This is a genomic window from Nostoc sp. FACHB-888 (genome assembly GCF_014696655.1).
Classification (GTDB): domain Bacteria; phylum Cyanobacteriota; class Cyanobacteriia; order Cyanobacteriales; family Nostocaceae; genus Nostoc.
On record NZ_JACJQM010000122.1, the window covers coordinates 1 to 13,445 of the forward strand.

Here is a 13,445-nt window from a genome sequence, read left to right on the forward strand (position 1 = left end):
TCGCCTGTTTGTTCATCTCCGTACCCGATTGTATTCGAGCGTCCAGGTTGATTGCTCAACCTGTTCTCAATCCTTGTGAACACCTTCTTCGTGCGTCTGCACCACATAGAATGCAACTTTTGGCAAACATCCCCGTCTTTTCATCAGCAGAGCGAACGGAGCAGATGGTTGCCTTGCGTATTCAGTTAGGTTAGAAATCAATGACTGGTTTCCCACCTACTTATCAGCCACGGCTCTTAGTATCCTCGTCTTCACCATCAAGCGCGTTGCACACCCTAACGAAGGAGTTCACCCCATGAACATCAGCTTTTCGATTCCGTCTGCTCCCATACTTGTGTTTCTCTTTGTGGCGTACCTTGCTACCCTGCTGTACCTTACTGTCTATCAAGGCAGAAGGTTGAGTGTTTTTCGGTTGGCAATTTTAACTGCATTCGTGATCTACCTCCTTGCCGTTCTTTATCTTGTGTTGCTCCCACTTCAGATCCAGATTGGCAGGTATGCTCCACAAAATCCTGGGTTTATTAACGCAATACCGATCCTTACCGCTGATCTTCGCAGCTTCTTATCAAGTGTCATCCTGATGGTTCCGCTTGGTGTGTTTCTCCCGTTGCTCTTACCAACATCCTTGTCTGTCAAAACCATCGCGCGGCAAACGTTTAAACTCTCCCTAGCCATAGAACTCACGCAGTTCGTCACTAACGTTACCCTGGGAAATTGGCGCGTTCCCGATGTTAATGATCTTCTTGCAAATACACTAGGCGGGGTGCTAGGGTATCTGCTGTTCAAACAGATGTCACGTATTGCACTTATTGACCAGCTCTTCCATCGGGACGCACGCCCAACGCGCTGAACGAACGCCCGAGTCAAAGCATACCCGCAGCGCATACAGTGAGTACGAGTCTCTTCAGCAACTGCGGATGGCAGTCGAAGAACCCTGGTGCAGCAGACTGACCCAAGCCGCTTATGGTGTCGCAAAGGTTATCAGCAGCCTCTGACTACGACCGTTACACGAGAATCTTCTTCCATTTCTGTTATTCTGTCCATTTTCTTTTTCCAAATTTATGATCGCTTGATTAATGCCTTAACGAAGTTATAAGTATTTCAGCTTGCAACTTGTCCAACTTATCTTCCAAAACTTGTCCAAAATCTTGTTAAAGTCACAAAAAGAGAACTACCTTTATGTGTGCAGCTAGGAAAGAAGAACTGTTTAAATCTTCGTTCTTCACTTCCCCTGCAACGCCAGCCTTCCCTGCAATATCCTTCACTAAAAATACTAATTAGACAGTCTGGGGTTTGGACTAATTTGGATTCAACCAGCAATTAAGAGAACAGCAAGACAAAGTTACCCAACTTCCTGGAGAAACTGAGTCAAGTTGAATCATGAGAAAATCACCCGAAACTAAGCAGCAGTTGAGTCAGCTTTGTTAAGTGATTCTTCGGTTTTAGGTTTTTTAGATGCGTGTTTTTTGACAGTAGGATAACGCTTACGCGAAGGTGGCTGATGCCCTTGGGCACGGCCAGGTGATTTACCGCGAGTTTTCGGGGGTTGAGCAGGAGTGCCAATAGTGGCTAAAATTAGGGGAAAGGCTTGTGCTACACGTCCTGGAGACAGTTTATCCTGAGTCGATTGCCAGGGCAAGGGGAAATCAATACAGGCAAGTCTAGCCAGCCATAATTGCCAAGTTAACAATGGCATCAGGTCACTCCATCGCTCTGCTGCCTGCGTAGAGCCAAATTGAGGATGTGTCCAATATAATCTCTGCTTGGCTTTCTCGATACCAATGCAAAGCGTGCAAAGCGGCGAAGGTATTTTTGCCAGAGATCCTCTAATGGAGGCATTGTCTCAATACGGTTCGGTTAAGGTCACACACTATGTAAACTGATAATTGTCATCAGGGTGCAAACGGCAAAAATGCAACTCAAAGAATTCTCCTTATTTGTGCCGAATGTAGAATCAGGTACAGTGCTTAAAGCGTTAGAAACAGCGATTCCACCGTCAGCGATAGAAGAGGCGATAAGCCTACGGCATGGCTTCGCTTACCGCAGATACAGAAGCTACCGAAGAACGAAAACGAGCTTTGCCATCACACTTGGTAGTTTGTTTAATCATCGCGATGAGTTTGTGGTCAAGGGTTTCTTTTGAGTTCAGTACTAAAAAATCTGGTTGATGGTTTAAGCGAAGCTTGGGTAAAAGTAGGTTCGTATTGGCGAGTACCTTGTAAATCATCAATTACCGAGGCACGACAAAGAATAGGGTCTGGGGTGATAACTCGTCTGTTCCATCTAGTAGTGCGTCCTCTGGCAACAATTGAGACTCCGGAAGCTTTTCTTGGGGGATTACGAATAATGGCAGTAGATGGAACATTATTCGATGTACCAGATACGGAGGCAAACGCAAGGGTGTTTGGATATCCAGGTAGTCGTCCTGGAACTCAAGCATCTTTTCCCAAAGTCCGTTTAGTTCTACTGATTGAAGCCGGAACACATTTAATAGTTGATGCATTAATGTGTCCTTATCGTATTGGTGAGCGAGTAAGGGTAAAGAAGTTGCTTCGCTCTGTGAACCAAGGAATGTTACTAATGTGGGATAGAGGGCTACATTCCTATGCAATGGTACGAGCAACACTTGGCCAAAAATGCGATTACTTGGGACGAGTACCGAAAAATGTCAAATTCCAAGTCGATAGAGTCTTGTCAGATGGTTCTTACCTATCATGGATTGCCCCTGATGGTAAATCAAAGAAAAAAGGTGGAACAAAAATCATGGTGCGAGTCATTGAATACACCATAGATACCGAGGGAGAGCCGGAAATTTATCGTCTGATTACCAGTTACCAGTTTGAGTGATATTGCTTTGTTCCCAGCTTTATTATTAGCGATGGAATATCACAAACGTTGGGAAGTGGAAAATACTATTGATGAACTTAAAGTTCATCTGTTAGGTCGCAAAACACCTATTCGTTCCTTAAATCCCCGTGAAGTTGTTCAAGAAGTTTATGGTTGGCTTCTTGGTCATTGGGCTGTGCGTTCGCTTATGTTTCAAGTTGCCACTCATGCTCAAATCTCCCCTTTGCGACTAAGTTTTACCGGAACACTTAACGTTGTCCGCCGTGCTATTCCCAAATTTCAACGTCTTGAGCCAGAAGAAGTACCTTTTTTTTAACCTGGCTTGTGGCAGAAATTCTAGATGAACAGATACCAGAGCGTGAAGGTAGAAGTAACCCGCGAGTTGTTAAAAAAACTAGAGCTAAATTTCCTTCCAAGAAACCCATACATAAGGGACGAGGGGCTAAAATTGAAACACTCAAGTTCTCTGTATATAACACTGCTTAGACCTTAACCGAACCGTATTGACAGTAATCTTGGTTACGCCAAATAAATATTCTAAGGCATAACCTTTTTAATTAGCTCCAATCATGGACATAATCGGATAGCTTGGAAAATTTTTAGATGTTGGGTGCGATCGCCGCGTCTCCATGTTTGGCGGCTATTATTAGCATATAGGTGAATATTTAATTTCCTCAAAGCCTTATTTGATTAGGGTTCTGCTCAATTCCACTCTGATTCAGGCTCGTCAATATTTAGATGCGTTTGCCCTGATCTTGGTAAGGCTTTCTCAATCCAGAATCTAAAATCAAAAATTGTATAAGTGATCCCTTATGTCAACTTTATACTGAAAAATTTGACCGCGAGCGTGGTAAATTAATCGAGTTTTAAACAAAAATTATTACTTGATTAAAGACTTCGATTTAGAAAGTATTAAATTAAGAAAAGGTTATCAAATAATAAACGTTAGGTTTTTATTGAGTTGATACTGAAAAAATTGGTAATTACTTGTTAATACACCTTAACAAACAAATTTTAAAAAGGTGTTGCCAAGGCAGAAAAAGTAATGTATTGTTTTAAAGTCTGATTCACAAAGTAAATAGACAAAATTAAAAATTTAAGTAACAAATTAAAATTAGGTGTACAAGGCAAATACATCTAAATTATTTTTGATTATAACCAGGGTTAGGAGGATGTTTGAAAAGTGGTTTGCCGTGATTTTAGGCGCTTATTGCTCCCCCTAATTAATTCCGATTAAAAAAGGCAGAACCGGAATCAAAGTCCCCCAATGTATCGGAAGATTTAGAGCAATTTAAAACATTTCACTACCGAGAAGAACACTTTTCAAACATCCTCTAAGAATCAACGCTCATAATTAATAAGCATTTATCGTTTGGTTAAGTTTCCAAAACTCAACGTGATGCCTACCACGAACTACGTCTACGCCTTAATACTTATCAATGAGTAAAGCTTATTGAAATTGTTTTTCGCTGTATTGAAAACAAGACTACTCTTATTGCAAGATACAAATGCCCTGCGAAGTGCATCCTTAGTATTTAAAGGTTTTTTTAAATGAAAGTAGAAGAGCCATTAATCATTTTAGATGCGGTTTTCCCGCAACAGAGTTTGAGCGATATTCAAGAGTTGGTGTTACAGCAAGTGTGGCTAGGACAGACCTATGAAGAAATAGCCGAAGCCAGTGGTTATGACACCGACTACATTAAACACGTTGGTTCCGGCTTATGGCGATCGCTTTCGCAAAAAATTGGCGAGAAAGTGAGTAAAAGTAATTGCCGCTCGGTTCTTCAACGACATCTCCACAGGGTGAGTGAGAGAAAATCTCAACACCAGCAAAGTACTGCTCAAATAGCTGAATCATCGGTCAAATCTGAGGTAGTAACTTGTCAAAGTGTGACATCGATCCAACATATAGACTGGGGAGATGCCATAGATGTAGAGCGTTTCTACGGTCGCACCTTAGAACTAGCGACACTAGAGCAATGGATTACAAAAGAACATTGTCGCTTGGTCATGCTATTAGGGATGGGAGGAATTGGCAAAACATCCTTAGCAGTAAAGTTGGCACAACAAATTCAGGGAGAATTTGAATACCTCATCTGGCGAAGTCTTCGCAATGCTCCACCCATCGAAGAACTGATAGCAGATTGGCTGAAATTTTTCTCCAATCAGCAACAGACAAACTTACCACAAACTTTAGATGGTCAAATCTTGCAGTTGATAGAGTATTTGCGGGCTTCACGTTGCTTGCTCATCCTTGACAATGGCGAGTCGATAATGCAAAGTGGCGAGTTGACAGGAGATTATCGAGACGGATACGAGGGCTATGGTCAACTGTTAAGATGCATCGGAGAGACACCCCATAAAAGCACATTATTACTAACTTCAAGAGAAAAGCCAAAAAGTTTAGCCGCCAAAGAAGGAGAAAAACTACCAATACGCTCGTTACCACTGTCGGGGTTAAATTTAGCAGAAATTCAAAATATATTTCAACTTAAAGGCACATATATTGGGTCACAAGCGGAATGGGAATCGATTGTTGCACATTATGCAGGGAATCCACTTGCTTTAAAAATGGTGGCAGTAACAATCCAAGACTGCTTTGCAGGTGAGTTGGCAGAATTTGTGGAATACAGCCAACAAGGAACGTTAATTTTTGATGATATTTGTGACCTGCTAGAACGGCAATTTAATCGGTTAACAGACATAGAAAAAACAGCAATGTATTGGCTGGCAATTAATCGTGAGCCAGTAACGTTGCCACAATTGCAAGAAGATATTTTAGAAAAAAAAGACAAAAGCAAGATATTAGAGACGTTATCTTCGTTACAAAGGCGATCTCTGATAGAGAAAACTCGCTCTAGCTTGACACAACAACCAGTAGTTATGGAGTATGTAACCGAACAGTTGATAGCACAAATGTGTCAAGAAATTGAGACGGCAGAAGTAGAACTACTGTGTCAGTGTGCTTTAATTAAAGCTCAAGCAAAAGATTACGTTCGAGACAGTCAAATTCGAGTCATTCTTCAACCAATTGTTGAGAAATTAAGCTTGAGCTTGAAGAGCAAGCAAAACATTGAAAAAAAATGCCAACAGATTCTTGTAAAGCTTCATTCTACTATCACTGCTAGTCCAATAAAGTCCTCTATCTCTACAGGTTATGCCGCTGGAAATTTAATTAACCTGCTACAACAACTGCAAGTTAATCTTTCAGGTTATGACTTTTCCTACTTGCCGATTTGGCAAGCGCATCTGCAAGGAGTGAACTTGCAAAAGGTTAGCTTTGCCTATGCTGACTTGGCTAAATCTGTATTTTCCGAAACCATGAGCAGCATTCCGTCCCTTGCCTTTAGCCCGAATGGCGAATTTTTAGCTACAGGTAGTACCGGAGGTGAGATTGACTTATGGCAAGCTACAAATGGCAGACATATCGCTAGTTTTAAACATACCAATTGGATATGGTCAGTTGTTTTTAGTCCAAAAGGAGACATACTAGCTAGCGGTAGCACTGACGGCGTTATTAAATTGTGGGATATTTCTATAGGTCAGTGTTTGAAAACTTTACAGGAGCATACCAACTGGGTTACCTCAGTTGCTTTTAATCCAGATGGTCAAATTATAGCTAGCGGTAGTAGTGATGGTACTATAAAGTTATGGGATATTTCCACAGGTCAATGTCTCCATACCTTGCAAGGGAATAATAGTTGGATATTAGCTGTTGCTTTTCATCCAGATGGTCAAATTATAGCTAGCGGTAGTAGTGATGGTACTGTAAAGTTGTGGGACATAAGCACGGGTCATTGTTGCCAAACCTTACTAGGACACTCCAATCAAGTTTGGTCTGTTGCTTTTAGCCCAGATAGTACTATATTGGCAAGTGGGAGTTATGACAACACTGTCAAACTCTGGGATGTTCACACGGGTCAATGTTTTAAAACTCTGCTAAACCAAACCGATTACGTCTGGTCTGTTGCTTTCAGCCCGGATGGTCAAACTTTAGCTGTGAGTAGCGAAGACCAGACAGTGAGACTGTGGGATATTCAAATAGGAGAGTGCCTTAAAACTTTCACAGGACACACTAGTCCAATATGGTCTGTTTCTTTTCACCCAGAAGGTAAAATTCTAGCAAGTGGTGGTGAAGACAAAAGGGTTAAATTATGGGATGCCCAAACTGGTCAATGCCTTAAGACATTACAAGGGGAAACAAACCAAGTGTGGTCTGTGGCTTTTAGCCTAGATGGTCAAACCCTAGTAAGTGGCGGTGAAGACAAAACAGTTAGGCTTTGGGATGTCCAAACTGGTCAATGCATAAGAACATTTAAAGGGCATGATTGTCAAATCATGCAAGTTGCTTTTAGCCCTAAAAACCAAACCATTGCTAGTGCAAGTTATGACCAGACTGTCAGATTATGGGATGTTAGGACAGGATTATGCTCTAAAATTTTGCAGGATCATACAGGTAAAGTAGTGTGCGTTGCTTTTAGCCCAGACGGGCAGATCCTTGCAAGTGGTAGTTTCGACTACACAGTGAAACTATGGGATGCCAGTACAGGTCGATGCCTCAAAACTTTGCAGGGGCATAGTAACTGGGTATTTCAAATTGCTTTTAGTCCAGATGGACAAATTTTAGCTAGCAGCAGTGGTGATAGTACTATAAAGTTGTGGAATGTAAACACGGGTCAGTGTTTGAAAACCTTGGAAGGACATTTAGCTCAGGTATGGTCAATTGCTTTTAGCCCAGACGGTCAAACTCTTGCCAGTGGTAGCGAAGATAAGACTGTAAAGTTATGGGATGTGAGCAAAATCTGCTTGCAACCCCGATATCAAGACTTGCAGAGTTTAGAACATATTTCTGTACCATGTCTAACAACCTTACAGGAGCATACAGCTCGAGTTTGGTCTGTTGCTTTTAGTCCTGATGGTTGCAGTTTAGCAACTTGCTGTCTTGGGAAAACGCTGAAGTTGTGGGATGTAGGCCTCGGCCATAGTTATAAACTTCTTTGGAATCACATTAGTCAGAATAAACTCAAATCTGTTGCTTTTAGTCCGACCAATCGCACTTTAGCTAACGGTAGTTTTGATGATTGCACAATAAAGCTACACGATGTTGAAACGGGAGAGTGTTTGAAAAGTTTTACAGCTGACAGACTTTACGAAGGAATGAACATTATTGGGGTCACTGGCTTAACAGATGCTCAAAAGGCTACTTTAAAAAGTTTAGGAGCGGTGGAAGACTTTTGTATTTGACTAAAGCCGCCGACCCGTAGTCACAAAAACTCCTACTCCACCCCAGGCGTGAGGATTATCTAGCACTGAATAAATATCTTTAAGTTCTTGAATAGCGATTTCCCTTTGCTCTAAGGGTATCATCTCGTGCTTAAATCCCATAGTGATATCCAGGAAAGCTTTCATCTTGATGTCGTAAGTCGTAAAAACATGGACAGACGTTTGTACATCAGTAAATCCAGCAGTTTGTAAGTAAGTGCTTAACTTCCGACCAACATGGCGATCGCCACCTTTGTTTTGTTGACCTCTAGCTGCTTTTTGATTTAAAGATGAGAAAGAAGCTGGTTCAGGATAGAGTGCAAGCCAAGCATCATCAATATCAACTATACAAAGAATACCGCCTGGTTTTAAAACTTGATAGATATTCTGAAGTGCTTTGTTCGGCTCGGACAAATGCTGAAATATAAAACGAGCGTAAGCAAAGTCAAAAGTTTGTTCGACAAAGTTAGTTTGATAAATGTCGCCTTGACGAAAAAACACATTCTCTACTCTCTGTGTATTTTGATAGTAACGTGCTATGTCAAGTAACGTTTCACTTAGATCAAGACCCGTCACTTTGCCAGAAGCAATAAATTTTGCCAATTCACAGCTAATAATTCCCGGTCCACAAGCTAAATCTAAAACATTCATACTAGCAGTTAATCCTGCTTGAGACCAAATTATTTTTTCATGGTCTATGATAGCAGTAGCTTGTTGTTTCAGTCGCTCTAATTCTCTTTCTTTTTCAAAAAAGTTATCCAACAAGTAAGAATTATTTTTTTTAATCATTGTAAGGACTTAGGTGGAATCTAGTTGACAAAGGAGACAGGAGTGCGAGAAAGAGCATCACTGTCATGAGCCAAAAACCTATAAAAGCCAAAACAGAAGAAGAACTAAAGCAATTGTCAAAGGAACAGTTGGTAGAAATTATTACAGCGCTTCCGGCTATTATGCAATATAGTTTTCTCCTTGCCCCTCTCCTATCATCGCTTTCAGCTTTTAGGATATACCTTATAGCTGCCGGAAGTGCTGTAAGGCGTTGCGAGAGGAAGTAGCACGGCTCAAACAAAGTTTAAAAATTGAGAGTAAAACTTCATCGAACGAGTAGAAAAAGCGATTGAACCGAGCGTTACTGAGCTAAGGGGTTGGATAAAACAGACACAACCATCCATGTGGATGACGCGATCGCTATCCTATTGAAATACCATATCTAAACTCCAGATCAAAAAAACAACGCTTTTGAACCGTAAAATGAGTGTTTGAATCATATCTTGATATGAAAGTTGATAAAATGATATTTTTACATAGTCATTTTGTATGAGTTTTGTCCGAAACAGTTTTGAAAACTCATTCTTCAGATATGGTTCAAAAATTAAACACTGTCTCATAATTTGATGCAGAGATTTACTTTACTATTGGCTGTGCTGCAAGAAAATTGCGTTAACTCTCTCTTAATTTATGGTTCAAAATTTTTCTCAAATTATGATTCAAAGCATAATTATCAATTTACACATGAGCTTTCTCTAAAGCTAAGGCAAGCATGGTGCTCAATTCAAAAGCGCGATCAATTCGATAAGGACAATATAGTTCTTTGCCTATCCATAATGTATCTTCACTCCACTTAAAGGGACGATAATTACACAAAAGCCACTGATAACCCCGCCATAAAGCATTTAGTCCTGTGTTTTCTAAAAAATTATGAGAGCGGAGTACGTAAAGTGTTAAAACAGCATAGGATGTCTCTGTAGTTGTAGATTTACTGCCTGTTCCCCACCCACCATCAATATGCTGGTGAGTCAGCAAAGCTTCATAGGTAGATTTCAGTGGTTCGTGGCAACCAGATTGTAAAAGCGCAAGCGCTACCTGTAAGGTTGTGTACAGCCAAGAACTTTGCCACTTGTCACTAGCCCAATACCCATATGGATGTTGGCGCTCAATTAATGATGTCAGTAGTTTAGTTGTTTGCTCCCCAGCACTTGCTAAGGCTCGAACAGCCCGAGCCGTAACAGAAATACTAGAATGAAGTTCACCAAAATAAGCTACGAACTGTTTATCATTCTCAAACTGTCTTAAGACTGTAAGATCGACTTTATTGCCAACAGCATAAAGCACAGAAACAGCAGCAGCAGTATTGTCACCATCAGGCACAAAGAATGAACTCATACCAATTCCTTTAGGAACTACTGCACTAGCTAGATCACGAACATGTAGATCCACTAAGTCTTGAAGCGCTGGATGATCTAATAGTCCACTAATCAAGAGGCTTTCCAACGAAAAAATTTGTTCATATCGGTCAATCGACCATACAGTTGGTACAACCCCTGGGATATTTAAATCAGTTGCTGCTGCTGCCTGAGCTAAGTATCGTTCTGCGGTTATCCGAGCATCTACTAAGTCTCGGTAATTAGCTGCTGCATATAACCAGGCTGCTGTGGCAGCTGGGCTGTGACCAATGCCTCCTGCTCTATCAATCAGGGAGGGATCGGGAGACATTCCCCAGGCCTCCCAAGAGTGAGAGGTTGTATTATCTGCTTGAGGCTTTAACTGAGCAATCTGCTGACGCCGCTTATTTCCTAGTGTTATAAGTGCTGTATAAGGCTGTTGCGGTAGCTCTAGCCCTACTGCATCTGCTTCTTTAAGCAGGCAAGGCAAGATTAACTCTGAAGCAACTGGTAGATCATCGAGATACAAATCTCTCCATTGGTCTGCTTGCTGCCAAAGAAAATTTAGACCTGCCTGGAAAGCTTCACTGGCTCCTTTAAACTTCTTATACGAGTGCAGCGTTAATACTGACGCAAGTGTGGGAACGTCGCGGTGAAGTGGTACAACAAGATTACCCCATCCACCATCGGCTTGTTGCTGCTTTAGAAGCCACTCTATTGCTGCCTCAACGCCATCATCTGGTGGATAAAAACGTAATAACTGGGCAGTATCATAGATGGATGGACTAATTAAACCACCATCTTTACCAAGGTTTGCTAGCAGGGAGCGAAGATCGCTTATAAGCAAATCTACGATAGAATTTGCAGAACGTGGCGCGACGTAAGGATTAGTGTTTAATTCTGTGTGAGCAGTTTTACTAAAATCGGCAACTTTATTTAGCGTCATAGTAAATAAAATTTCTTAATTGACTGAAAAATTTTGAGAGCGCAGGTTACTATCTTTAGGGTTAAAGACAGTGCTAAGGTTTGCAAAAGTAAGAGAGAAAGAAAGCAAAAAAATTTTTTTGAATCTACTAGACTGTTTGAGCACACCCGTTTACTTCAAAAAACTTTAGAGTATGTAAACTTAGTTTTCAAGGTTCTGGGCGTACTTGAAAAATTGAAAAATGAGATATTCGGGTTCTTACTAGCGAATCATTAAATAGCAAAGCATCTGACATAATATGGCTAGTTTTTTCTTTTGTTGTGTAGTCACCGTTATTATTAATACGATTTATAAGTTTTTTCGGACACTCTTTGTAAATATCAGCTAGTGTCTCAAACCATCTTGAATGATTAATGTAGATAGCACCATCTGGTCCCCAAGCTGCTTCTAAAACCATGTTTTTTTTCAGTGCTTTCTTTTGAATACCCAATATATCGTAAATATTAATTTCAGTTCCTTCTTTAGTATGGCTTTTGCCATTGCCACAGTAATCAGCGCGTGCCATACGCGTACACGCCTGATGAAAGTCTCGCAGCGACCTTCCTTGGATTGTCTTCCACGGCTTGTAGCCCCAGCGAACACATTTAGCTAAAACTCCGCTTGTACATGCAAATGTAATTAGCTTACTTGATTCAACATGTGCTCCTGTTGCATTCCAATAACCTGTTAACGGAATTGCTTTAGCATCATTATTAGTATCAGGTTTACATAAGTTCTTCCACTGAGAGTCCGATTTATCCCAATAAAAAATTGTATAGAGATACGTTTCTCGTTCCAAATCTTTTAGGTCTAGTTCAACATCTCTAATTTGAAACCTTAATTCTTTTCCTTGCTCGTTAACGCCTGATATTTGAGTTCCTTTTAAAGCTTTACCTTTACTAATTGTATTACTTATTATGTTTTTTTGCTCTGTTAATCTGAAATCTATAGGCTTAGTCCATCTTTGAAAATATTCTTTTTTAAAAATATATGTTACTAGTAAAATAATAATAAAACAGGGTAAAGTCAAGTTTTTGTATCTCATATTCCAAGTTTGTGTCCACAGTATATGTTTAGTCTTTGATATCTTTTTTGAAAAAAAAGATGGAGGATAACAGATAGAATGAACGAATTTTAACGGGACAGGAGCTATGTGTAGTTATATGAACGGCAGACCTAAGATGCCTGCCATTCCATAACTGTTTTAATTATTAATCGTGACTTTTTTGAGATTACTGCCCTGCTACTACAAGTTGCCCGCCTTCTACTACGATTTCTTGTAGTACTGTGCTTCTAAGACTAGTGTCCCCTAAAGATAAACTGTTAAAACTTTGACCATTTAGGCTTAGTCCATTAAGACTTAAGCCATTAAGATCTGAGCCGTTTAGACTTAACCCGTTAAGGCTTAAACCATTAAGATTCGAGCCATTAAGACTTAAGCCATTAAACAAAACATCAGCTTTAGCTGCTCCAGAGAAAGCCACAACACCTAATGTAGTGGTAACTGCAATCCTTAAGAAACTTTTTTTCATACTTAATTCTCCAAATTTAAGAGCCTAGAAGTGCTCAAAATGTTATTGATTGCTTCAACAACATTTGTAATAAGTATGACTTGATGCATTAGCTTTGACAGTGTTATATGGTGATAAAAAGTGGTATATTTTCTGAATCGAGCAGAGTAAACTTGAAGAAGGCAGCTATACTGGAGGCAGAAGTTTTGCACATACCCCCAGTATTGAATAATACTAATAAAAGCTGAAAGCAATGAAAAATAAGCATACAACCTGGAATGCTATTGAGCAGTGTGTGTAAGGTTCAGGCGATCGCTTTCCCTTGCAGGTGCTATGGAACGGATACCCAAAAGCGAATCTGTTTAACTGACTTTTGCAAGAGGTCTAGCGTATGCTGTTTCTTTTTCCCACTGTAAAACTTTTTTTGTTTTTTTTAGGGCGTTCAATCGGACTTTCTGTAACATCAACCACTACGACCTCTAACTGATGATTAGAAGTAGCGAGTTTTTTCTTACCTGGAAGCGTAAAAGCCCTCGATTTAGTCAGTGTATCTTCTATTTTTCGGATAATTCGGTAAGCCGTAGACTCGTTTACCCCCCAGGGCAAACGCATCTAAATTACTCTTGATCACAACGAAGGTTAAAAACCAACGAAAAAATGAGGATTTCGCGTTTGATTATTTTTTAAGCCCCAAACAAT

General features: G+C 40.3%; 9 protein-coding genes and 2 pseudogenes. 5 read left to right on the plus strand and 6 right to left on the minus strand.

The genetic code is table 11. From position 1 onward, the window contains the following. Both H6G26_RS42165 and H6G26_RS32510 read left to right on the plus strand, forming a co-directional pair. Positions 1-194 (plus strand): hypothetical protein (locus tag H6G26_RS42165; RefSeq protein ID WP_206757572.1); only part of this gene is annotated, 194 nt, incomplete at its 5' end. A 101-nt stretch (positions 195-295) separates the two neighbouring features. After that, a complete protein-coding gene (locus H6G26_RS32510) occupies positions 296-850 on the plus strand; it encodes a VanZ family protein (protein WP_190734926.1) in 555 nt (184 codons plus the stop codon). 549 nt (positions 851-1,399) lie between these two features. Here H6G26_RS32510 and H6G26_RS32515 read toward each other — a convergent pair. Continuing rightward, positions 1,400-1,696 (minus strand): hypothetical protein, encoded by a 297-nt coding sequence (locus tag H6G26_RS32515; RefSeq protein WP_190734928.1) that lies wholly within the window; start codon positions 1,694-1,696, stop codon positions 1,400-1,402. A gap of 216 nt (positions 1,697-1,912) precedes the next feature. Here H6G26_RS32515 and H6G26_RS32520 point away from each other — a divergent pair. Then, positions 1,913-3,163, plus strand: a pseudogene (locus H6G26_RS32520) (IS4 family transposase). 1,235 nt (positions 3,164-4,398) lie between these two features. After that, entirely contained in the window at positions 4,399-8,091 is a 3,693-nt protein-coding gene (locus H6G26_RS32525; protein WP_190734930.1) for an NB-ARC domain-containing protein, read from the plus strand. On the opposite strand, the gene H6G26_RS32530 is transcribed toward H6G26_RS32525, so the two are convergent. Continuing rightward, positions 8,092-8,898, minus strand: coding sequence for a methyltransferase domain-containing protein (locus H6G26_RS32530; protein WP_190734932.1), 807 nt, complete (start codon positions 8,896-8,898; stop codon positions 8,092-8,094). Between the two features lie 65 nt (positions 8,899-8,963). Here H6G26_RS32530 and H6G26_RS32535 point away from each other — a divergent pair, with 65 nt between their 5' ends. Beyond that, positions 8,964-9,164 carry a hypothetical protein gene (locus H6G26_RS32535; RefSeq protein WP_190734934.1) on the plus strand — a complete coding sequence of 67 codons (201 nt, stop codon included), beginning with the start codon at positions 8,964-8,966 and terminating at the stop codon, positions 9,162-9,164. 451 nt (positions 9,165-9,615) lie between these two features. On the opposite strand, the gene H6G26_RS32540 is transcribed toward H6G26_RS32535, so the two are convergent. The 4 genes and pseudogenes from H6G26_RS32540 to H6G26_RS43095 all read right to left on the minus strand — a co-directional run. After that, entirely contained in the window at positions 9,616-11,217 is a 1,602-nt protein-coding gene (locus tag H6G26_RS32540) for a prenyltransferase/squalene oxidase repeat-containing protein (protein WP_190734936.1), read from the minus strand. Between the two features lie 187 nt (positions 11,218-11,404). After that, on the minus strand, positions 11,405-12,280 hold the full coding sequence (locus H6G26_RS32545) for an ADYC domain-containing protein (protein WP_190734938.1): 876 nt from the start codon (positions 12,278-12,280) through the stop codon (positions 11,405-11,407). Positions 12,281-12,467: 187 nt separating this feature from the next. Next, positions 12,468-12,767 (minus strand): hypothetical protein, encoded by a 300-nt coding sequence (locus H6G26_RS32550; RefSeq protein WP_190734940.1) that lies wholly within the window; start codon positions 12,765-12,767, stop codon positions 12,468-12,470. A gap of 364 nt (positions 12,768-13,131) precedes the next feature. Then, positions 13,132-13,346, minus strand: a pseudogene (locus H6G26_RS43095) (IS5/IS1182 family transposase); the annotation flags it as partial. Positions 13,347-13,445: the final 99 nt, after the last annotated feature.

Coding starts and splice junctions, on each gene's coding strand:
- H6G26_RS32510 (WP_190734926.1), top strand. CDS start 296: ATGAACATCAGCTTTTCGATTCCGTCTGCTCCCATACTTGTGTTTCTC.
- H6G26_RS32515 (WP_190734928.1), bottom strand. CDS start 1,696: ATGCCATTGTTAACTTGGCAATTATGGCTGGCTAGACTTGCCTGTATT.
- H6G26_RS32525 (WP_190734930.1), top strand. CDS start 4,399: ATGAAAGTAGAAGAGCCATTAATCATTTTAGATGCGGTTTTCCCGCAA.
- H6G26_RS32530 (WP_190734932.1), bottom strand. CDS start 8,898: ATGATTAAAAAAAATAATTCTTACTTGTTGGATAACTTTTTTGAAAAA.
- H6G26_RS32535 (WP_190734934.1), top strand. CDS start 8,964: ATGAGCCAAAAACCTATAAAAGCCAAAACAGAAGAAGAACTAAAGCAA.
- H6G26_RS32540 (WP_190734936.1), bottom strand. CDS start 11,217: ATGACGCTAAATAAAGTTGCCGATTTTAGTAAAACTGCTCACACAGAA.
- H6G26_RS32545 (WP_190734938.1), bottom strand. CDS start 12,280: ATGAGATACAAAAACTTGACTTTACCCTGTTTTATTATTATTTTACTA.
- H6G26_RS32550 (WP_190734940.1), bottom strand. CDS start 12,767: ATGAAAAAAAGTTTCTTAAGGATTGCAGTTACCACTACATTAGGTGTT.